The following is a 19,511-nucleotide window of genomic DNA, read 5'->3' as shown; positions in this document are numbered from 1 at the left end:
GCGGATGCCGGGGTGTAGGCCGCGGTGACCGCTGCGGTGCCGACGACGGTGGCGGCGAGGCTCTGGGCCGGACCCGGAAGGTGCCGGGCGAGCCTGCGGGTCCGTCGTGCGGTGATCCGCAGGGCGGCCAGTGCCGCCAGCGCCCAGAACAGCCAGCCGACGGTGGCGAGCAGGCCGGGCAGGAATTGCCGCTGCAGGGGGCTGGACAGCCAACAGGCTATTTCGGACTGGGTGGGCGGGCGGCTCGGCAGGGGTGAACCGGTCAGCGCGATGAGCGCGGCCAGGACGACCAGCAGGAGCAGACCGGTACGCACGAGCGCCTCCCCGCCGACGGGTGCCGGGCGCGAGAGCCCGCTGTCACCGGCGAGGCTATGACCGGGCGGGGCGGTCGCGGCGGTTCGAGCAGCTGACACGACCCTTACGAAACCTGTCGCGGGCCTTACCCGGGCGGCGGCGCCTGCCGTCCAGGGGTCGGCCTGTGCTGTTCAGGCGTTCGCGACCGGCGGGTTGATCGGTAGCCCGGCGGTCTCCAGGAAACCCTGCAAGGTCACAGCGAGGGCGGGAAGCTTGTCGTTCTCGATGAAGGCGAAGCCGTGATCGGCCATCAGATCAGCGATGGCCTCGGCCATCCTGTCGAGGGTCAAGCTGCTCATCGGGCACTCCTCGGGGTTCGGGCCGGCGTGGCCGCCGGCAGAGCGGATATCGGCTGACCGCGGTGGCCGGCAGGCCGGCGGTCAGGGCTGCGCAGGTGTTTCTCCCGGCCGCGGATCCGGGATCCTTCGGGCGTTGATCAGGCCGGGTCGGCTGGCGCCGGGCTGACGGGTGGGCAGCCGCAGGGTGCGGGAGAAGATCACTGTGGCGCTTTCCCGGCGCCGGCACGGACCCCAGGATCCACAGGCGATACAGCGGCCCGACCCACTCGATGTCACATGCTCGTCGAGCGTCGCCTGAGCCGCGCTCAGCAGCTGGTCCGCTGACGCGGCGAAGTACGTCGTTCCTTCCATGCGGATCCCCTTGAGGTGTGAGGGCGCCGTTTGCGCCACCATCTGCAACTCGGAGTTGGATCTCTATGCAAGTCACCAAGTCAGACTCCTAAGCTAAGACACCCCTAGGCGTTGCGCTAGGGGGTAAAGCGACTGAAAACAGGAACCTGAGACGCATGCGCGGCTAGGCACGTGACGCCTCGGTCTCTACAGTGAATTTGTGTGAGCCACGCGATGCGCACAGGGCGGAGGCGGTGATGGCCAACCCGACCATCCAGCGACGGCGCCTCGGTATCGCCCTGAAACACGCTCGCGAACAGGCCGGCCTGACGCAGGAGGAAGCGGCCGAGGCGATCGAGTCCGCGTCCAGCAAGATCAGCCGGATTGAGCTCGGCCAGAGCGGGGTGCGCCCGTTGGATCTGAGGCTCCTGCTACGCGCCTACGGCGTGCCCGATGCCGTCGGATCGTCCATGCGGGAACTCGCCAAGGCGGGTCGCCAGCGCGGACGGTGGAGTAGTTACCGCGAGCAGTTGCCCGCCTGGTTCCGCACGTTCGTGGACCTGGAAGGCGACGCGTCCGAGATCAGGCAGTACCAGGCCGAGATCATCCCGGGGATCTTGCAAACGGAGGACTACGTCCGAGCGATCTTGTCCGACGCGTGGTCGGACGACGCCTCGGCGCTCGATCAGCAGATCGAGATCCGGCTCAAGCGGCAGGCCATCCTGGACGAGGACGTTCAACTGGCCGTCGTGCTCAGCGAGTCGGCGGTGCGCCGGCTGGTCGGCGGGCCGGCAGTGATGCAGGGCCAGATGGCCCATCTGCTGGAGCTGAGCCGCCGGCGCACCGTCACCCTGCAGGTGCTGCCGTTTGACGCGCAAACCCATGTCGAGTCGCTGTTCAACTTCGTCATCCTGCGCTTCGACGACGATCCGGCGTCCGATGTGATCTACACCGAGAGCTACACGGACGCGGACTATCTGGATAGACCCGACCTGGTCCGGGCTTACACTAGGTTGTGGGATGACCTGCGAGCCGCGGCCCTCGGACCTGCGGAATCGCGGGCTCTCATCGAGCAGCTTGGCGATCTGTCCTGAGAGCGAGCGTGTGATGACCACCCCAGATCTCTCGCGCGCGGTCTGGCGCAAGAGCACTCGATCCGGCTCCAACGGCGGCAACTGCGTCGAGGTCGCCGGCAACCTGCCGGGCATCGTCGCGGTCCGCGACTCCAAGGACCCGGGTGGTCCGGCGTTGACCTTTGCTCCCGGCGAGTGGACCGCTTTCCTCGCCGGTGTCAAGGACGGCGAGTTCAACCTGCCGGCCTGATTGCCTTCGATCTTCGAGGCCCGCCCAGAAAGCTCTAGGTGTGATGTCCGGGGACGTTGGTCACGAGGGTTGGGCGCCGGGCTGCGACGCTGGGGGTTCAGCCGGAGGCGTCGCACGGTCCTCGACGGTAGAGCTCGGGTCTCGCGTCGCGGCGACCCACCGCGCCAACTGTGCGGCGTTGTGCACGGTGTCCGCGACGCCGACCATGCTCAGCAGTGCGTCCTGAGCGGCGGCGTCGTTGAGCATCCCCGCGATTGCCTTGATGACCAGCACCACTGCCTGGACCTCCGTCCGGCCCTCGCTGAGCGCGTGGAGGTCTTCATCGGTCAGCGGGCCGATGCTGATGCGGCGACCCGCCGGCAACTCGACTCCGACAAGCAGGTGCCCGGCGGGCGTGACCGTTGCCCAGTTGTCCTGGACCCGGAAGCTGGTTTCCAGGCCGCTGTCGTCGTGCTGGTCGTTGGCCAGTTGCAGGATCTCGGCGATTGACGCAGCGGTCAGCGGCTGTTCGCACAGGCCCAGCTGCAGACTGTTCCAGCTGTAGTACTCCCCAGGCCCGGCATCTCCGCCCTCCATTCTGCCGAGCCAACTCTCCAGGAACGACTCGTCGAGGGCGAACACCGGTGCAGGCGGTATGCCGCGGATCGCCATGTCCACGTCGAGTTTGAGCAGGTTCTTGCTGAACGGACTCTCCCAGCCGTATCGCTCGCTGTGCGAGTCCACTGCGAGATCGCCGATGTGGAGGCGATGCGAGTAGAGGTCGGCGGCCCCGGCGGCACGACGGGCGGCGTTCTGCAGCGCTTTCACGTCGACATCCATGAGGCTGGTCGCCGACAGGTCCGGGTGCCCGGTCACCTCCGGATCGAACCACAGCACCTGCCCGGCGGCGTCGCGCAAAATCAGCGGCCGGGAGCGGTAATGCGAACGGGCACCCTCGGGGGTGTGCACCACCAAGCTGTGCGCGGATGGCGCCGCATTCCGCACGACAGAGCCCGCGATCTGCAGCTCAACCAGGGCGTAATGCTCGATCGCGGCCTGCAGTGCCAGCCAGGCGACATGCGACTCACGATGCAGCGCCGACAGGTCAAGAGCCATACCGGTGTCTCCCATCAAGTCTCGCCACAGGCGGGCGGATTCCGTTCAAGACATCGGCCACCTTGGCAGCCGCCGGCGCTTGGTTCGTTGCGCCGGCCCCGGGCCGCCAGTAGCTGAGGGGGCGGGAACTCTGCGGTGCGAGGTTCGAGGTTAGCCAACGTTGGTCGATGGTTACCGGGATTTTGTCCGGCAGCGCCTCGTGGTGCGGCGTCATGCAGAGCTGTCGTCGCACCTGGGCGTGTCTCCGCCCACCCCGCAATGACTTACCCGCGGCGCTCGCTGTGAAAGGAATGGTCGCGGCGGATCAGGGCGACGATCTCTTGGCGTTGCGGGGCGGTCAGGACGGTGGCGGAGCGCTCGATCGCCCACAGCAGGTGCACGACGCGGGTGCCGACGACGTTCACGTCCGGGCTCTCGCAGCGGCCGAGCCGGGCCTGCTCGTGCATGATCATGACTGCGGTTCGGACGGGCAGGCTGTGGCCGTTGTGCGCGAGCCAGGTGGCGAGGTCAGCGGCGACGTCGGTGACTTGGCGACCCCAGGTGCGGCCGCCGGCGTCGACCGCGGCGGCGACCTCGGTGCAGCGTCCTTGCGCGGTGAGCTTCTCGTACCACCACTGCTCGCCGATGACATGCAGACGGATCCGGCGTCGTTTGACCTCGATCGCCCACACTCCGGTGGGGCCGACGAGCAGGTGGTCGGTCTCGCCGCGGCGATTGCGATAACCGCGCAGCATCGTCCAGGAGTCGTCGAGGACGGCGAGCCCGTCGGCCAGGGCCTGCTCGCCGGACATGCCGGCAGACAGTTGCCGGGCCCGAGTGTCGATGAGCTGCCGGTTCTGGTCGGCGGTGAGCACGCCGTGCCAGGCCAGCTGGGTGCGGGCCGACGCCTCCTGCTCGGCGACGGTGGTGAGCCCGAGCTTGTGGCGCCACCACGGCTTGGTGCGACGGGACTCCTCCAGGTCGTTCCAGGCGCGACCGTGCTCGTTGCGCCAGGCGGCCGCGGCGGTCTCGGCTTCGCGTAGTTGCCCGATGGTGCGGTCGAGTTGCTGGCCGCTGTGGTTCGAAAGGACCTGTACCTGCATCGGCATCTCCCTTGCTTCCGCAACTGCGGAAGACGCTAGGAGCGATCAGGGTCGATGCGGCCGTTCGTGCAGCTGACAGGGCCCATACGGAACCTTTCGCCGCCCTTACACGGGACGAGCCCAGCCGTGCCTCCGCAACTACAGAGCTATCGGACGCGCTTGGCGGGGCTCATGGTCGTGAGGTCAGCAGTTGGTCGGGATGGGGTGGCCGTCCGCGGCGGGGTGTTCTGCGGATGGCCGGGGAAGTCTGGCTCATTGGCGGGCTTACTCGGCTGGGCGCGTAGTTAGCCTTCACCGGTAGATAGTTGATCTTGATGAGCTGGGCAGGACGAGATGCAATCGCACGAAGCAGTAGAGAACCCGAAAACGCCTGCCAAGCCGGCACGTAAAACACCAACCTGGCTCGCTGTCACGCTGACGATCGCGATGGTGGCGTGCTGTGGCGGTGTCGCCGTGGCGGCGTTCACCGGCGATGATGAGAAAGGCCCCCAAGCCGCCGCAGCGAAGGATTCTGCCTCCTCGCAGGCGTCCGCAACAGCGACCGCCGGGAGTGGCTACGTCAGCTCGCTGCCTCCGAAACCGAACGCTGCAGTCGCAGCCTCGTACGTCGCGGATCTCGTAGAAATCGATCCGGACATGGCCACCAAGAGCGCGGACACGTTGGTGTCCCGTGGCCGCAACCAGTGCAGCAGCATCCGTGAGTGGCCAGACGACCAGGCGAAGCTCATCAAGCTGGCTCAGTACCGGTTCACCACGCCGAAGCACCCGGCAGGCTTCAGTCTGGCCAAGGCGGAGAAGATCCTTGCCGTGGTTCACGAACGGATCTGTCCGACCTGGTAGCTGGCATGGACAGCCAGGTCTGACGACACGGTCGGCCTGTGGTCCGGCCGGATTCGCGAGGGTGCGCTCCTGCGGCGGGAACTGCGATCGCAAGGCGGCCGACCTGCCTGTGAGGGCGACATGGCGGGCGATGCGGGCGGCCGTTGCTGGCCCGAATCTGTCGTGCCGTCGCAGTATTCTGGGGGCATGACCGTTGCTGCGTACGACGTCGCTGTCGTTCTCCGTGAACGGCTACCCGGCCTGCCCGTCCTGAAGCTGCACAAGCTGTTGTACTACGTCCAGGCTCACTACCTGGCTGCGACCGGTGATCCCATGTTCGACGAGGCGATTTCGGCCTGGGACATGGGCCCGGTCGTCGGCAGCTTGTGGAACGCCGAACGCAACGGGGATCTACCGGTGGTTGTCCGCCCGTTGTCGGACGGACAACTGAACTGCGTCGACTATGTCGTCACCCGGTACGGCGGCTTGTCCGGCGTCGACCTGATGCATCTCGCGCACGCCGAGGACCCGTGGCGTGACGCCGACCGTGATCGGCCGCGAGGTGGCTCGGTGCGGATCTCGAACGTGGCGATGCGGGATTACTTCCGCTCCGACGACGTGCACGACGAGGGTGAGGTCTGGTTCACCCTGGCGAAGGTGGTCGAGTTGACGGCCGGCGCCGACCTCGGTCCTGCTGCCGGTGAGCCTTTGCGGGATGAGACGGCGTTGTTGCAGGCCCAGCTGGCTGACCTGCAGGCCCAGCTCAGTGCCTGACGGTGGGCACCCGTGGCTGTTGAGTAACTTCGATCGGTGGATCAGCTGGTGGGTGCAGGAATGTGAGCCGCCGCTGCAGATCAACATCACGGTCCGGGAGTGGGTGATGTCGCGGGCCGAGAATCCCTTTGAAGGTGCCCGGTTCGTTCCCGGTTTCGACGATCTGTTGTTCGCCGCGATCCCCGGGACGTTGAACGAGGCCGGGCAGGTCGTGACCTGTACGTATCGAGTGTTTCGTGCCGACTGGACGGTGTACTGCTCGATGATCGGCACCGCGTCATGGCCGGTGTAGGAACAAGCCCGGCGACGAAATCCCGGACCCGGCGACGAGGGTTGGGAGGCGGGTGAAGCGCGCCTCGATCGTGTTCGTCAGGTCGCTGAACCGCTGCGACCAGGATGCAGGCGAGGCTGACGGAGCCGTCGTGGATGTCCGCTCATCCGTGACCGCCAACAGGCGACCCACTTGGCCTTGCAATGCGGCGATGCTGCTCGACGGTCTCTGAGCCATTTGTGGGGGGCGACGGCTATGCCCTGCGGGCGTAGCGTCGAAGGCCGGCGGCTGGGCCGCTTCCGCCCTGACCGCAAGCAGGGGAGCCCACGATGAACGAGATCGGTAGCCGGATCTACGAACTGCGCAGCGAGCGGATGCCCCGCCTGACGCAGCGCGAGCTCGCCGACCGGGCAGGCGTGAGCATCGACGTGATTCAGCGCCTTGAGCAGGGCCGCAAGTCGTCCGCCCGGCTGCCGACCCTGACCGCCATCGCCACCGCCCTGGATGTCGACTTGGCCTACCTCGTCGGCAAACCCACCCACCTGCAGAGCGTTCCTGCCGGTGGTGGCCTGCTCGCTTTGCGCCGCGCTCTGACGCCCGTGATCGACGAGCCGGGCGATCCGGTGCCCGTCGACGAGTTGCGCGGCACTGTCGCCGACGCGTGGGGCGCGTATTGGCGCGGCGACTACGACCTGCTCTCCAGTGTGCTGCCAGGCGTCATCTCGGATGCCCGCCGGTCCGGCGCCGGCGACGTGTTCGCCGAGGCGGCGCAGATCGCGGCGGCGACCCTGGTCCACCTGGGACACGCGGACCTGTCCTTGGTGGCCGTCGACCAGGCCCTGTCCGCCGCGCAGGATCCGCTGCTGCGCGCCGCGGTGGTCGGCACCCAGTCGTGGGTGCTGCTGAACCAGGCCCGGTCGGACGACGCGGTAGCGACCGCGGTGCGAGCCGCCGACGCGATGGAGCCGCGGCGCAAGGCGGCGCCAGAAGCGGTCAGCATGTGGGGCAATCTGCTGGTGACCGCGGCGACAGCGGCGGCCCGGGCCGGCGATGACGACGAGGCCCAGGACCTGTTGCGGGCGGCGCACGGCGCGGCGGTCCGGCTCGGGAAGGATCGCAACGACTACAACACCGCGTTCGGCGTGAGCCAGGTGGTGATGCAACGGGTCGACGTGGCGGTCGTCGCGGGTGACTACGCGCGGGCGCTTGACGTCGCCGCGGACATGCCGCGCCGCACGGGGTTGCCGCTCGCGGCTCGCGCCCGGCACAAGGTGGACCTGGCGCACGCCCATGCGCGGCTGGGCCGGTCCCGGGACGCGGAGCGGGTGCTGCTCGCGGTGGAGCGGACCGCGCCGCAGTGGATGCGGTATCAGACGTTCCCGAGGGCGGTGGTCGGCGAGCTGCTCTCGGCACGGCGACCGTCACCCGGAGTGCGGGGCCTGGCTCGACGGCTCGGCGTCGGGTAGGACGTTTCGTCCCACGTACCCATGATCGGGTTTGTGAAATGGGACGTAGCGGCCGTTCCTGTTCAGCGATCGCTCGGCCACGATCGGATGCGAGCACGGCGCGGCTTTGTGGATGAGGCACTCGCCGCGACTCGGCGGCGGCGGGTACCGGGTGTCCAGCAGGCCCCGCCCGCCGTCGCCCTCGACCTCTGGGCGAAGGCGATCGGCATGACCCACTACACGATCACGCACGGACCCCGGCGCCGCGTGCACCGGCCATGGCGGGTGGACTGCACGTGCGGTTTCGAGGTCTACCCCTGTGTCCCGGTCCGGCTGGGTGTCGTGACGCCGGCCGCGAGGACCAGGTGGTCCTGGTGACCCGCCACGAGCCGACCGGGCCGTCCGCGTTCTGCGCTGACTGCGGCCGCCGGTACCCGGGCGATCACGGCATCGCGGAACTGGTCGCCGCGTATGGCGACGGCCTTCCACTCGCCGCGAAGCTCTGGACCTGTTCGACCAGACGGCACGCGAGGCGCCTGCCGTGCCGTTCCTGGCCCTCTACCAGCAATGCATCCGCCGACCGCTCCGGACGGCGACGGCGTTGGCCGGGGCCGGTGTCGCGATGATGCCGCCCGGCCGTGGCGAGATCCTGCACGTCGGTGCGGCCCCGAGCGGGCAGTCTTCCGGCGAGCGGATCCCGATCCTCCGGGTCGACATCGCGAGCACGCTTGAGGGGGAGCGCTCCGTCGCCATCCTGCAACGCCCGCCACAGTGGCAGGACTGCTTATGAGCGATCACGAGATGCGGTCTGATACGTCCGGCAAGCCCCGGTTGGTGGGCGTCTTCGAGATCCGCCTGATTCTTGGCCTCTCCCGCCAGCGCATCCACCAACTGGCGGATCGCCCGGACTTTCCGAAGCCATTTCAAGAGCTGGCCATGGGGCGCGTGTGGCTGGAGGAAGACATCGAGAACTGGTCCCTCGGGCAACAGCCTGGCCGTTGACGCGGCCAGGAAACGATGCTTCAAGTTCGGCGCGGTGAAGGCTCGCGACAAACGGGCTCTGGCGCGAACTGTGTGAATGATCTTGGATGGGTCCGTGTATCGCGCTGACCCGAGGAGGCAGGTTGCGTGCCAAGATCAAGTGGCGGGATGACGAAGATGGCCATCTCGTTACCTGCGACGAGGAGTTCCGGCACGCATTCGCGGAGGCGGAACAGGATGCTGCCCGCCTGCCATTGATCGCTGAGGTGACTCTCGACGATGGCGATTGTCTGTCCATCGGGCTGGGCCGTGAGATCTCAGTGTTGAGCTACGTGGGCGCATCCAAGATGCCGCCGTACTTCAGCAGCCAGGGGCCTGCGCGGGTGCGAGACGGTGAGGGCGTGGTGTTCCACTACTACGGGCACTGGTCGGAGTTTCCTCCATCGGCTGCGGTGCCGACCGCGGAGGCTGTCGAAGCAGTTCGCTACTTCTGCGAGCACGGCAAGCTGTCTCCGCTGATGAACTGGGTCGAGGTGTAGGCGTTGCCGCTCGAAAGTTCATGAACACAGCGGTCTTCCTGCCTCGGCGAGTGCCGGCGTCGTTCGCTAGGCAAGCAGGACACCGCTTACGTGGTTCTGGCCGCGCCTGGTTGCGAAGTCGTCGACATGCCCAGCGTCGAGTCAGGCCGTCGACCTGTTCGACGAAGTTCTTGCTCCGGCATGCAGGGTTGTCGCAGAAGAACCGGCGCACTCTCAGCAGGACTCGTACCAGCCGCCCGGCCACCGGGGCGTCGGTCACCGTGCGCCGGTACCGGGAATGGACTCGCGACGACGACTTCGAGCAGGCAGGACACATGCCCACGTCACCACGCACGGCGGCAGTAACCATGCAGCTTGTCCCACGGACGTCCATGACGGCGTCCGGCACGCCGGTGGTCGAGCGATCTTGAGACGATAAGGAGAGGTTCCAGATCATGGCAGTGCCCTACTACCAGCCGCAGCAGCCCGCGAGCGCGCAGAACCTCGCCCGCTTGGAAGAACGGGTCGGGCGTACGTTGCCGGCGTCGTACCGGGACCACCTGCTGCAGCAGGACGGCGGCCGGATGGACAACAACGACCAGTACCTGCACACGGTCTTCTCCGTCGGCGACGTCAAGCCGATCGCCAGCATCTTCAGCCGCCTCGATACGTTTGCTGGCCGGGTTCCGGAGTGGCTGCTCCCGGTGGCCCGTGACGAGGGCGGCAACCTCTTCGCGCTGTCCCTGCGTGAGAAGGACTTCGGATCCGTTTGGTTCTGGGACCACGAATTCGAGGCCGACGAGGGCGAGCCGCCGACCGAGGACAACATCCGCCTGATCACCAGCGACTGGGCGACCTTCATCCAGTCCATGAACCCGATCACCATCTGAGACCGACCCGCCGTCTACCGAGGTCCACGATCTCAGGTGACGACGTTGGCGGTCGACTCGTGGCTCGCCCGGATCGAGCGGGACCTGGCTGCGGTCGGGGAGTAGGACGCCGAGTCGCCCCGGTCAGCTCGGTTTGTGCGCCGGGGTGCAGGTCCAGTGGCCGTTGTGCCAGGTGCAGGTCTGCTCGTAGCCGGAGCGGAACGAGCCGAGCCAGGGGATGTCGTCCTGGCGTTGTGTGGCGATGAGCTGGTCGGGGGCGATGCCGTTCTCGACCCAGTTGAGGGTGGCGTGCCAGCCGGTGGACCACACGATGAGCGAGGTGAGCAGCGATGCCGGGGCGCGGGCGGCGATGCCGTCGAAGTCGTGTGGGTAGCGCTGTGCCTCGGTCAGTCCCTGGTGGCCGCCCTGTGAGCAGCCGTCGAAGTAGGAGTAGCGTAGGAGTAGCGCGGGGCTTGCCCGTAGTAGAGCGTGATGAGCCGTTTGGCGACGAGCGCGACGACGTGGTCGGCCCGGTAGCCGAAGTCGACCCGCAGTTGTGGGTCGGCGCCGAAGGTGGCGTCGAAGCCGGCGACGCCGACGTGGCCCTGGTTGGTGGTGGCCAGGACGAAGTCGCCGCGGGTCAGCGGCACGCACCCGTCGGTCGCGTCGGCGTAGAAGTCGATGTTCCCGCACAGCAGGTTATGCCTCCGGGTAGTGCATTTCGACGATCGCCAGCGCCTTGTCGTCGTGCTGTTTAGAGCGCGGCCACCGCTCGCCCTGAGGGTCGCTGGCTTCGGTGTCGTGCACTAAGTCGACGAGCTGAGCCGGATCTGTCTTAGCGATCTTCAAGGCCATGGTCCAGTCGGGTGGGATGCCATAGCGATTGACTCCGGCGGCTACGCCGTCACTCATCAGGAGAATCGCCGTCATCTGTTCCCGCGCCCAGCAGGCGTGGTGTGCATGGGCCGCAGCTTCGGGGGAGGCTTCGGCGATCCAGTAACCACCCGGCTTGTTCCGGGCTGCCTGCTCTGCAAGAACAAGTTCACGCCAGCGGCCCGGATTGGCGGCGGCGAAGCCGTTGGCTGCGGTCAGAACGCGGCGTTCGTCGCGGCCAACCTGTTTGAGCCGGTCATCGGTGATATGCCAGATTTCGTCCGTCCGGGTCGCGGCGACGACCGGGCTGTCGCCCAATACGAGGACGTCGATGTCCTGATCTGTCCAGCGGACGATGCTGACGGTGGCGGATGGTCCGTTGCCGGCGACGAGCCGGTTTGCGACGGCAACGGCTTCGATGGCGTCGGCGAGCAGTGTGTTTAGGTCACCGGTCGGCAGAGCGGTGAGAGCGTGGCGCAGGACCCTGCCCAGGGTCTCTGCGTACCAGCCTCCGTCCAGATCGCTGGTGTCGGGCTGAGATGCCCCATCGAGCAGGATGACTGCATTGCTGGTCCGGAAAATGCGGTCCTCGGTCGGCCGGCTCCGTCCGGGCCGGTCGGCGGTGCGGACTCGGGCGGCCGTTATTCGTGAACGCGAGGTGGGCATAGTGGCTCGCTTCGGGTCAAGGTCTCACCATCATGGTCACTGGCGATGACCATCGACCAGCGGCGCGTACTGACTTCAGCGTATTTCTCCGGCAGATGGCGGGCCAGGTATAGGTAACTGCCGCGCGGCGTTGCTCGCCGGGAGTGCCGCAGTTCCTGCCGCGCCATCGGAGAACCTAGTGAATCGCCGGATGGTGAGCAAAGCCTTTTGGCGTGCGGGCGAAATTGTGCGGCAATCGTCTGCACGTATCGCTGGCGTGCCCATCCGGCCGCATCATGGATCTTGTTCGACCGGCTGTGCGCTGCCGGCGGTGCTCCGGTGGGCGGGCTGACGTGCGACAAGTGGGGCGGCGCGATCTTCGGACGGAACAGGTGATCGAAAACCGACTTACGATCTTGAATAGGAGAGGGGGGTGATGGAAAGCTTCTGAAACAGGGCTGACGTATTGGCGATCATCTGTTTGTATGTGGCGATGCAGATCGGAGCGCCGCGTCTGGCGATCGATTACGGCACCGCCTGCACCCGCGCTGTCGTTGTCGTCCCCGGGCAGTCCTGGCAGCCATTGATGATCGACGGGAGTGCGGAACCGTCCAGTGCCGCCCACGTCGACGCGCACGGGCAGATCACCGTGGGCAGCGCCGCCTGGCGGCTGGCTGCCGTCGACCCGGACGGTTTCGTCGGTGCTCCGCTGGCCGAAGGGGCCGGGACCGTGAGCCGGCATGGGCGTGAGGTCGAGGTGTGCGACCTGGTCACGGCAACTCTGCTGCTGGTCAGTGCGGAAGCGATCCGGCTGCTCGGGGCCGTGCCCGCGGACGTACGGATGACCGTTCCCGCCGGGTGGGGGCCGCGGCGGCGTACCTGGCTGCGCCGGGCCGCGCACCAGGCCGGGCTCGGGCTCCCGCAGCTGGTGGAGGCGCCGGTCGCGGCCGCCGGGCAGCGGTTGCTCGACGGGGCGCAGTTGCAGGTCGGCGCGTTCGTGCTGGTCTGCGATGTGGGGGCGACGACGGAGGCGACCGTGCTGCGGCGCGGCCCGCGCGGGTTCGAGGTGCTCTCCACCCTGCACGCGGCGAACGCCGGTGGGCAGGCGATTGACGGATTGCTGGCTCAGGCGCTGGTCGCGGCCGTCCCGGTACCGGACGGCACCCCGTCGTGGCCGGTGCTGGCGAGCATGCGGGCGGGCAAGGAAGCGGTCTCCGTGCAGCCGGCGGTGACCGTACCCCTGCCGGAGCCGCAACCAGCGGTGATCCTGAACGCGGCCATGGTCGAGAGTGCCGCCCTGCCGGTGTTGCATCGGGTCGCGGACCTGGCGTCGGCCGCGGTCGTGGCGGCGGAGCTGACCCCCGCGGATCTGGCGGCGGTCTATGTGGTCGGCGCGGCCGCCGCGATGCCCGCCGTGGGCCCAACGCTGGAGCAGCGCCTCGGTGTACCGGTGCAGGTCGTTCCGATGCCGGCGGCAACGGCCCTGCTCGGCGCCGTGGAGGCGGCCGGAACGCTCGACGGGCCGGCGGACACCGCGCAGCAGGAGCCGCTGCCGCCCCTGCGTCGGGTGCTCGGGTTGTTGCTGCCGGGCGTGCTGTCGCTCGCGCTGTTCGCCCACACCCTCTACTCGGCGGTCTTCAGTGGTTCCCGGCTGCTGCACGAGCGGCCCTGGTGGGTGATGGCGCACTGGGGTGAACTGGCGACCGGGTGCGTGCTGGCGCTGGTGGTCGGGGTGAGCGCCGGGCCGTGGTTCGGTGCCGCACTGGCCCGTGACCAGCGGCTGCACGATCGGTGGAATGCCAACGGGCAGCTGGCGGCCGGGTTGCTGACCGGGGTGGCGCTCGGCGGGATCGTCGCCGCGCTGTACGGGGCGTCGGCGGCGCTGTACTTCCTGTACCCGTTCGGTATTCCGCTGCGCTGGACGCTGTTGCCGATCCTGCCCGCTGCGGTGCTGGTGATCGCCGTTGCCTGGCAGATCCGCCATCGCCGTGACCGGCCACCCGGCGGGTGGGAGGCGTTTCTGGCGATCCCGATGGCGCCGGTGCTGATGATGGGCGCCGGGATGCTGGTCGCGTCGCAGCTGCGGTTTCTCGCCTATCCGGCGTGGATGGGTGTCTACATCCACCTCGGGTCGCGGACGGGCATCGCGCTGGTCGGGGTCGGGATCGCGGTGCTGCTGGCCCGGGTTGCCGTGCTGCGCCTGATCGGCGCGATCGCGTTGGGTACGGCGGGATTCCTGCTCTCCGACTGGCGCCTGGACAACGGTGTCGGTGTCGCCGTCGCGCTGGCGGTGGCCGGGTGGTGGGCGCAGCGGTTGTGGGCTCTGCTCCGGTGATCCGCGCGGTCCGGGCGGCGGGAAGTGTGCTGGCGGCGATCGCGGTGGTGGCCGGGCCGCCGGTGGTGGCCGGGTTCGCGGTGCTGCACTGGTCGCCGCGCCTGCCGCCGCTGGGCGAGCTGGTCGACGGCGGACCGCCGAGTCTGGGTCAGATCGTGGTGCTGGCGGCTATTCCGATCGCGCTGTTGTGGCTGGTGGCCAGCGGGTATCTGCTGCGGGGCGGGGTGCGGCGGGCGCGGGCGCAGCTGCGGATGCCGAGCCCGGTGCAGCTGACCGCGGGGTCGATGGCCGGTGCGGTGGTGCTGGGCGCTCCTGCCGTGGTGGCGGTGGTGGCGCCGGCGGCGCCCGCGGTCGCGGCGAGCTCGGCCGGTGAGGTGGTCGCTTCGGGGGTGGAGCTGCCGGACGGGGCCGGCTGGGTGCCGGTCGCGGTGGGACAGGCGGTGGCGACCACGGCCGCCGCGTTCTGGCTGCGCCGCCGCCGTGAGTACCGGCCGCTGTCGCCCGGCTCCGATGTGCACCCGCTGCCCGTCACCGTCAACGTTCTCACCGCAGTGCGCACCGATGGCGGGTCGGCTGTTCCGCTGGTCGAGCACGTGCCACCCGGTGGCGTGACGCTGAGCGGACCCGGTGCCCGCGACGCGCTGCGCGGGCTACTGATCTCTCTGCTGCTGGCCGGGCGCCGGGTCGTGGTGAGCTGGGCGGATCTGGGGGAGCTGCTGGAGGACCCGTACCTGAGCGGACCGGTGCCCGCGGGTCTGCGCGCGGTGGACGAGCTGACCGATTCCGGCGCGGACGAGGTGGCGCTCACGGTGTGCGCGACGCCGGGCACGGGCACGTGGGTGGCTCTTGGCGCCGACGCCGCGGCGAGCCGGTGGGAGGTCGGCGCAGACGGGACGATCGCCGGCGTCCGGCGGTTGTGTGTGCTGAACGCGCGCGCGGCCGCCGACCTGTTCGGACTGCTCACCGCGGTGCGACCGGAAGAGGCTCCTGCGCAGTCGCGGCCCCGGCCGCGACCGGCTGCTGCGCGGCTGCGGCTGCTCGGCGGGTGCGAACTGACCGTCGGTGGGCACCCGGTGATCGTGCGGCGCAGCGCGGGACTGCAGGTTCTGGCGTACCTCGGGGTGCACCCCGGCGGTGCGACGGCGCACGAGATCATCGTGGCGATCTGGCCGGGCCTGCGGCCGGCCACCATCACCAACCGCTTGTACATCACGGTCAGCGAACTCAAGAAGGATTTCCTTTTGGGTACGCAGGTGGAGCTGATCCGGCACGAGCACGGCCGGTACCGGCTGACCGAGGCGGTGGATGTCGACGTCCGGCACTTGCAGGCCGCGATCGCCGGGGTGCAGCGCGCGATCACGACGGCGGAGCGGCGGCGGGCGCAGCAGGTGGTCGTCGACGGGTATGCGGGGGAGGTGGCGGCCGGTTGTGAGTGGCCGTGGATCGTGCCGGCCCGCGAGGCGCTGCGGCGGGCGGTGCTGAGCGGGTATGTGGATCTCGCCGAGGGCGCGGAGCCGGGGGTGGCGGTCGAACTGTTGCGGGCGGCGATGGTGGTGGAGCCGCACAACGCGCTGGTGCGGGAGCGGGCGATCGCGGTGCTGTCAGAGCTCGGCGACGAGGCGGCGGTGCGGGCGCTGCAGCAGTGACGCTGTTCATCCCGGCCGGTGATCCGATCACCCGGTTCGCTGGTGAGGACGACCAGGGGGTGGACCGTCGGCTCTGGATGGGTGTGCCGGGTCGTCTACGCTCGCGCGGGTGATCAATAGCCGACATGTGGGCGCAGGTGTTCGCTCTGGTGCTGCTCGCGGTGGTGCGAGCGGGTTCGCGCCGGCCGGTGAGGGACACCGATGACCGCTGCTGCGCTGGTGGAGGTCGCGGCGGCGGGTGACCGGGGCCGGGTTCTGGAGCTGCTCGGTGGGATGGACGATGCGGCGCGTCAAGCCGCGCGGCGTCCGCTCAGCGTGGTGCAGCGGGGGCTTGATGCCGGCGCGCCGCGGGAGCTGCGTGACTGCGTCACGCTGGCCGTGCTCGGCTGCGTCACCGCCCCGTCGGAGGCCGCGAAGGCGTTGATCTCGCTGTGGCGCGGGCAGCGCGGGGCATCCCAGTGGGCGGGTCCGCAGCTGGAGGCGTTCGCCGGGCGGGACTGCGGGTGGCTCGCCGATGTCGGACGGCGGGTGGCCGCGGCGGTGCCGGTGCGGCGACCGGCGGACTGGCCCTTCAGCGGCCACGCGAACGGAGAGCTCTACCGGCTGGCTCGAGGGCTGGTGTGGATGGCGGGTGCCGAGCCGCCGGTTGATGACGGCTTCGCCCTGGAGTGGGCGCTGACCAAGTGGCGGCGGCACCGGGAACGAACGCTGGACGACATCGTGCGCACGAATCCGAGGTCCGGAGAGGAGGAATCGGCTGCCGCGGCGTTGCGCGCTGATCCGTACACGTCACTGCTTTTGCCCCGGGTTTTCGGCCTCGTGGGGTTCGGGACTTTTCTGGAGCATCCGTGGCACTGGCGGGCGGACCTGATCGCGGTGACGCTGACCGGGGAGCTGGACCGCGCGATGCTGATCGAGCGGTGTGTCGACGGCCTGATCCGCGGCGGGCGGCCGATCGAACCGCGCGGGTTCTGGGCGCTGCTGGACGACGTCGCGCCGACCGAGGACGAACTCGCCGCGCACGCCCCCGACTGGGCCGCGTTGGCGGGGCGCGCCGACGCACCCGTGGCGGGACGTGCCGTGGAGATGCTGCGCCGGCTGCTGGACGCGGGACGGCTCGACACCGGCCTGCTGGCCGAGGCGTCGCACGCGGCGCTGTCCCGGCCGGAGAAGACGCTGGTGCGCACCCACCTGAAGCTGGTCGCCGAAGCGTTGCGCCGCGCTCCGCAGTGCGCGGCCGAGTTGCTGCCGCCGGTCACCGCCGCTTTCGGTCACCAGGACAGCGCGGTGCAACAGCAGGCGTGGAAGCTCGCCGCCCGGCATCTTGCGACGATCGAGCCCACGGTACGGGCGCAGCTCACCGAGGCGCTGCCCCTGCTGACACCGGACCTGCGCGATGTTGCCGCCGCCGCGCTCGGCGAACAGGCCCCGGCGCCCGGCCTGGAACCGCAGCTGCCCCCGGTGTCCGCGCCGCATCCCACGTCCGCCGCCCCGCACAGCGTGAGCGAGGCGGTCCAGGAGATCGCCGCGCTACTCGCCGCCCGCACACCGGTGCCCACCGATCGGGAACGCGCGGTCGACGCTCTGATCCGGGCGGCGTACCGGGACAGGGCGGCCCTGGCGGAGGTGCTCGCGCCGGTGACCCGCCGGCGGGACTGGATTCCCGCCGGGCTCGCCGAGCTGCTGCGGGCCGTGCTGGGCGAGGTGACCGTCGACGACGTGCCGGCCGCCCCACCCGACATGGCCGGCAGGTTCGACCACAAACGCTGCATCCCTTGCCTGTACGAATATCTGCTGGAAGCCCGCTGGTACGAGGCCGCGCGCCGGCTGCTCACCGAGCCGGTGCCGTTCCTGCTGGCCACGCCGGGCTGGAGCAGCGGCGCGCTGGACGCCGACGTGCTGGTGCAACGACTCACCGAGTACGCGCGGTTGGGCCTGCGGGCCGGGCCCGCCGACCTCGACCAGGCACTGCTGCGCACCCGCGTGCCGCAGACACCGGAACGGCAGCGGCTCTGCGCCGCGGCGGCCGCGTTGGGCACCGCGGACGGCACCCGGCTTGCGCACTGGCTGGACACCGCGGGTTCCGGGCCTGGGCTGCCGTCGCTGGGTGACGACTTCACCCCGGCCTTCCGCAACCTCGATCAGCGGCTGGACGCCACCTGGCATCACAGCACGGAATTCCCGGATGCGTCGCTGGCCGAGTGGATCGCGGTGGCGCCGGTGTTCCGCGAGTATCTCGCCGACGGGCTGGCGCACTGGCTGGATCATCCCGACTCGCTGTACGAGTACTTCCCCGACCTGCCGCTGCTGGTCGAGGCGGACGGACCGGCCGGGCGGCGGCTGACCGCGGTCCTCGCCTGTGCCGTGGCCCGGTCCGAGCGGGCGCACCGCACGGCTGTCGCCGAGGCGTTGCTGCAGGCGACGGTACGTGGCGACCTGGACGAGCCGTGGTGCGGCGAGCTGCTGGGCCGCTGGACGACCTGGCGCGACGAGCCGTACGACTTCGCGCCGGTGCTGGCCGAGGCGGCGCGCGCCGGTGCGTACCGCATGGTGTGGAATGTGTTGTCGGTGGCGCTGCCCGCGTTGCTGGCCCGGCCGCGCCGCCCGCGCACGCTCGGCGGGGTGCTGATGCTGGCCGCCGACTGCGCCGCCCAGATCGGCGCGACCGGCGACCTGCCCGGCCTCGACGAGCTGGCGGACAGCAAGGCCGGTTCACAGGCGGTGAAGCAGGCGCGGCGGCTGCGAAGCACGCTGACCGCAGGCATGGCAGGGCCCGGTTGAAGGGCATCCGCCTGCTGCTGGGTCGGTGACGCCGCAGCGCGCGCACGCCGTTCAAGCGGCACCGTCCTGCACTATTCCGAGAACCCGATCTATCGAGGTGGAAAAAGTTCAGAGTGCGATGGAGTAGTGGACCTGGGTGTCTTGGGTGACGAACCCGGCACTCTCGTAGACGCCGAACTCTTTGCTCGAGCTGTCGGCGTCGACCCTGAGGCTGGCCCGTCCGTAGCCCTGGTCCTGCGCGGCCCGAAGCGTGTGTGAGATCAGGGCTTCGGCCACGCCGCGCTCCTGGTACGCGGGCCGCGTGGCGATGACCCTGAAGTACGCGTCACGGACGCCGGTCGCCACCGTCTCCGCCTCCCACGAGACGACCAGCAGGACGCCGGCTGCCGTCCCGGTCTCGACGTCACGGAGCAGAAAGCTCAACGCGGGCCGGAAGCTCGCGTTCACGGCCCAGACCTCCCACTCCTCGGCGCTGAGCGGTGACCCGCCCGTGTGCTGGGCGGCCTCGTTGCGGACCGCGCGGAACTCCTCGTCGGTCTCGGCCGTGTAGCCCTCGATCCGCAGGCCGTCGGGAATGGGGGCGTGCGGAGCGGCGGTGCCGAGCGGATGCCTCATGTGCCGGCTCGACTTTGTCGCCGTCATTGCTGCCGCACGGTACAGGGCGACGGCTCCGTGAACATGCTCGCCGTAGATGGATTCGACGACCAGTTCGAGCGTGGGGTGATGCAGTGCGTGCAGCGCCTTGGCGGTCGCCAGCCCGTGCTGCATGAGCTTGGTCCCGAGTCCTTGGCGACGATGGGTGGGGCGGACGGCGCCGGCCGCATGCACCCGGTGGACGATCTCGGCTGTCGGCTTGTAGTGGACCGCCGAGAAGCCGAGCATCGTCGCGCCGTCGAACACCGCCAGAGTGGACGTCGGGAGGTCGTCGACCGGTGAGTCCAGTTCCTCGGCCGCGTCCTGCGCGGTGTACTGCCGTTACCTCTCAGTGCGCTTTAGCAAGCACACGGTTGGTAGTCCTGCCTTGCGGCGGGACGGTCCCGGTCTGACCGGCGGGTGCCGTGCCGGGTTGAC

General features: G+C 69.5%; 21 protein-coding genes and 2 pseudogenes. 14 read left to right on the top strand and 9 right to left on the bottom strand.

All coding sequences use genetic code 11. From position 1 onward, the window contains the following. Both ADL15_RS10070 and ADL15_RS52800 read right to left on the bottom strand, forming a co-directional pair. A pseudogene (locus tag ADL15_RS10070) lies at positions 1–413 on the bottom strand (hypothetical protein); the annotation flags it as partial. Positions 414–485: 72 nt separating this feature from the next. Next, the gene (locus ADL15_RS52800) at positions 486–653 is read right to left on the bottom strand and encodes a hypothetical protein (RefSeq protein ID WP_157441279.1); all 168 of its coding nucleotides are present in this window, start codon (positions 651–653) and stop codon (positions 486–488) included. A 587-nt stretch (positions 654–1,240) separates the two neighbouring features. On the opposite strand from ADL15_RS52800, the gene ADL15_RS10065 reads away from it, so the two are divergent. Both ADL15_RS10065 and ADL15_RS10060 read left to right on the top strand, forming a co-directional pair. Further along, positions 1,241–2,077 carry a DUF5753 domain-containing protein gene (locus ADL15_RS10065; protein ID WP_067687582.1) on the top strand — a complete coding sequence of 279 codons (837 nt, stop codon included), beginning with the start codon at positions 1,241–1,243 and terminating at the stop codon, positions 2,075–2,077. 13 nt (positions 2,078–2,090) lie between these two features. Then, positions 2,091–2,306 carry a DUF397 domain-containing protein gene (locus ADL15_RS10060; RefSeq protein ID WP_067687580.1) on the top strand — a complete coding sequence of 72 codons (216 nt, stop codon included), beginning with the start codon at positions 2,091–2,093 and terminating at the stop codon, positions 2,304–2,306. A gap of 60 nt (positions 2,307–2,366) precedes the next feature. On the opposite strand, the gene ADL15_RS10055 is transcribed toward ADL15_RS10060, so the two are convergent. Then, positions 2,367–3,401, bottom strand: a complete 1,035-nt coding sequence (locus tag ADL15_RS10055; protein WP_067687578.1) for a hypothetical protein — start codon at positions 3,399–3,401, stop codon at positions 2,367–2,369. A gap of 263 nt (positions 3,402–3,664) precedes the next feature. Further along, positions 3,665–4,483, bottom strand: a complete 819-nt coding sequence (locus tag ADL15_RS10050; protein WP_198170692.1) for a nuclease-related domain-containing protein — start codon at positions 4,481–4,483, stop codon at positions 3,665–3,667. Positions 4,484–4,816: 333 nt separating this feature from the next. Between ADL15_RS10050 and ADL15_RS10045 the strand changes: the two genes are divergently transcribed. The 8 genes from ADL15_RS10045 (at position 4,817) to ADL15_RS55205 (ending at position 9,312) form a co-directional block, all read left to right on the top strand. Continuing rightward, positions 4,817–5,323: a hypothetical protein gene (locus ADL15_RS10045; protein WP_157441278.1), complete on the top strand. Its 507-nt coding sequence runs from the start codon at positions 4,817–4,819 to the stop codon at positions 5,321–5,323. 186 nt (positions 5,324–5,509) lie between these two features. Next, entirely contained in the window at positions 5,510–6,076 is a 567-nt protein-coding gene (locus tag ADL15_RS10040) for a Panacea domain-containing protein (protein WP_067687572.1), read from the top strand. Between the two features lie 19 nt (positions 6,077–6,095). Then, positions 6,096–6,368, top strand: a complete 273-nt coding sequence (locus ADL15_RS10035; protein WP_157441276.1) for a hypothetical protein — start codon at positions 6,096–6,098, stop codon at positions 6,366–6,368. Between the two features lie 308 nt (positions 6,369–6,676). Next, positions 6,677–7,813, top strand: a complete 1,137-nt coding sequence (locus ADL15_RS10030; protein ID WP_067687551.1) for a helix-turn-helix domain-containing protein — start codon at positions 6,677–6,679, stop codon at positions 7,811–7,813. Between the two features lie 108 nt (positions 7,814–7,921). Further along, positions 7,922–8,170: a hypothetical protein gene (locus ADL15_RS10025; protein ID WP_067687550.1), complete on the top strand. Its 249-nt coding sequence runs from the start codon at positions 7,922–7,924 to the stop codon at positions 8,168–8,170. 163 nt (positions 8,171–8,333) lie between these two features. After that, positions 8,334–8,582, top strand: a complete 249-nt coding sequence (locus tag ADL15_RS10020) for a hypothetical protein (RefSeq protein ID WP_067687549.1) — start codon at positions 8,334–8,336, stop codon at positions 8,580–8,582. Next, positions 8,579–8,794: a helix-turn-helix transcriptional regulator gene (locus ADL15_RS10015; RefSeq protein ID WP_232344003.1), complete on the top strand. Its 216-nt coding sequence runs from the start codon at positions 8,579–8,581 to the stop codon at positions 8,792–8,794. Before ADL15_RS10020 ends, ADL15_RS10015 begins: the two co-directional genes overlap by 4 nt. A 122-nt stretch (positions 8,795–8,916) precedes the next feature. Then, positions 8,917–9,312 carry an Imm1 family immunity protein gene (locus tag ADL15_RS55205; protein WP_232344001.1) on the top strand — a complete coding sequence of 132 codons (396 nt, stop codon included), beginning with the start codon at positions 8,917–8,919 and terminating at the stop codon, positions 9,310–9,312. 199 nt (positions 9,313–9,511) lie between these two features. Here the strand turns inward: ADL15_RS55205 and ADL15_RS57020 are convergent. Further along, positions 9,512–9,628 (bottom strand): annotated as a pseudogene (locus ADL15_RS57020) (transposase family protein); the annotation flags it as partial. A 118-nt stretch (positions 9,629–9,746) separates the two neighbouring features. Here ADL15_RS57020 and ADL15_RS10005 point away from each other — a divergent pair. Continuing rightward, positions 9,747–10,181 carry an SMI1/KNR4 family protein gene (locus ADL15_RS10005; RefSeq protein WP_083971088.1) on the top strand — a complete coding sequence of 145 codons (435 nt, stop codon included), beginning with the start codon at positions 9,747–9,749 and terminating at the stop codon, positions 10,179–10,181. Positions 10,182–10,304: 123 nt separating this feature from the next. Here ADL15_RS10005 and ADL15_RS55200 read toward each other — a convergent pair whose 3' ends face one another. The 3 genes from ADL15_RS55200 to ADL15_RS09990 all read right to left on the bottom strand — a co-directional run bounded on the left by ADL15_RS55200 (position 10,305) and on the right by ADL15_RS09990 (position 11,699). Continuing rightward, complete coding sequence (locus ADL15_RS55200) at positions 10,305–10,490, bottom strand: hypothetical protein (protein ID WP_067687540.1); 186 nt, start codon at positions 10,488–10,490, stop codon at positions 10,305–10,307. A gap of 77 nt (positions 10,491–10,567) precedes the next feature. Next, complete coding sequence (locus ADL15_RS55195) at positions 10,568–10,843, bottom strand: tannase/feruloyl esterase family alpha/beta hydrolase (RefSeq protein ID WP_394326925.1); 276 nt, start codon at positions 10,841–10,843, stop codon at positions 10,568–10,570. A 16-nt stretch (positions 10,844–10,859) separates the two neighbouring features. Beyond that, positions 10,860–11,699, bottom strand: coding sequence for a protein phosphatase 2C domain-containing protein (locus tag ADL15_RS09990; RefSeq protein ID WP_067687536.1), 840 nt, complete (start codon positions 11,697–11,699; stop codon positions 10,860–10,862). A 472-nt stretch (positions 11,700–12,171) separates the two neighbouring features. Between ADL15_RS09990 and ADL15_RS09985 the strand changes: the two genes are divergently transcribed. The 3 genes from ADL15_RS09985 (at position 12,172) to ADL15_RS09975 (ending at position 18,440) form a co-directional block, all read left to right on the top strand. Beyond that, positions 12,172–14,013 (top strand): Hsp70 family protein, encoded by a 1,842-nt coding sequence (locus ADL15_RS09985; RefSeq protein WP_157441273.1) that lies wholly within the window; start codon positions 12,172–12,174, stop codon positions 14,011–14,013. Beyond that, on the top strand, positions 13,995–15,659 hold the full coding sequence (locus tag ADL15_RS52785; RefSeq protein ID WP_157441272.1) for an AfsR/SARP family transcriptional regulator: 1,665 nt from the start codon (positions 13,995–13,997) through the stop codon (positions 15,657–15,659). The genes ADL15_RS09985 and ADL15_RS52785 overlap by 19 nt, the downstream gene beginning before the upstream one ends. Before the next feature lie 201 nt (positions 15,660–15,860). Further along, the gene (locus ADL15_RS09975; RefSeq protein ID WP_157441271.1) at positions 15,861–18,440 is read left to right on the top strand and encodes a DUF6493 family protein; all 2,580 of its coding nucleotides are present in this window, start codon (positions 15,861–15,863) and stop codon (positions 18,438–18,440) included. A gap of 108 nt (positions 18,441–18,548) precedes the next feature. Here the strand turns inward: ADL15_RS09975 and ADL15_RS09970 are convergent, their stop codons facing one another. Beyond that, a complete protein-coding gene (locus tag ADL15_RS09970) occupies positions 18,549–19,340 on the bottom strand; it encodes a GNAT family N-acetyltransferase (protein ID WP_067687528.1) in 792 nt (263 codons plus the stop codon). Between the last annotated feature and the right edge of the window lie 171 nt (positions 19,341–19,511).

The organism is Actinoplanes awajinensis subsp. mycoplanecinus (assembly GCF_001509495.1).
GTDB lineage: Bacteria > Actinomycetota > Actinomycetes > Mycobacteriales > Micromonosporaceae > Actinoplanes > Actinoplanes palleronii.
This window is presented reverse-complemented; position numbering and strand designations above follow the sequence as displayed.

What these genes read in the sequence shown, in the direction of transcription:
- ADL15_RS10050 (WP_198170692.1), bottom strand. Translation starts at nt 4,483, where the DNA reads ATGCAGGTACAGGTCCTTTCGAACCACAGCGGCCAGCAACTCGACCGC.
- ADL15_RS09985 (WP_157441273.1), top strand. Translation starts at nt 12,172, where the DNA reads ATGCAGATCGGAGCGCCGCGTCTGGCGATCGATTACGGCACCGCCTGC.
- ADL15_RS52800 (WP_157441279.1), bottom strand. Translation starts at nt 653, where the DNA reads ATGAGCAGCTTGACCCTCGACAGGATGGCCGAGGCCATCGCTGATCTG.
- ADL15_RS09990 (WP_067687536.1), bottom strand. Translation starts at nt 11,699, where the DNA reads ATGCCCACCTCGCGTTCACGAATAACGGCCGCCCGAGTCCGCACCGCC.
- ADL15_RS10045 (WP_157441278.1), top strand. Translation starts at nt 4,817, where the DNA reads ATGCAATCGCACGAAGCAGTAGAGAACCCGAAAACGCCTGCCAAGCCG.
- ADL15_RS10015 (WP_232344003.1), top strand. Translation starts at nt 8,579, where the DNA reads ATGAGCGATCACGAGATGCGGTCTGATACGTCCGGCAAGCCCCGGTTG.
- ADL15_RS10005 (WP_083971088.1), top strand. Translation starts at nt 9,747, where the DNA reads ATGGCAGTGCCCTACTACCAGCCGCAGCAGCCCGCGAGCGCGCAGAAC.
- ADL15_RS10055 (WP_067687578.1), bottom strand. Translation starts at nt 3,401, where the DNA reads ATGGCTCTTGACCTGTCGGCGCTGCATCGTGAGTCGCATGTCGCCTGG.
- ADL15_RS09975 (WP_157441271.1), top strand. Translation starts at nt 15,861, where the DNA reads ATGACCGCTGCTGCGCTGGTGGAGGTCGCGGCGGCGGGTGACCGGGGC.
- ADL15_RS10065 (WP_067687582.1), top strand. Translation starts at nt 1,241, where the DNA reads ATGGCCAACCCGACCATCCAGCGACGGCGCCTCGGTATCGCCCTGAAA.
- ADL15_RS10060 (WP_067687580.1), top strand. Translation starts at nt 2,091, where the DNA reads ATGACCACCCCAGATCTCTCGCGCGCGGTCTGGCGCAAGAGCACTCGA.
- ADL15_RS10030 (WP_067687551.1), top strand. Translation starts at nt 6,677, where the DNA reads ATGAACGAGATCGGTAGCCGGATCTACGAACTGCGCAGCGAGCGGATG.
- ADL15_RS10040 (WP_067687572.1), top strand. Translation starts at nt 5,510, where the DNA reads ATGACCGTTGCTGCGTACGACGTCGCTGTCGTTCTCCGTGAACGGCTA.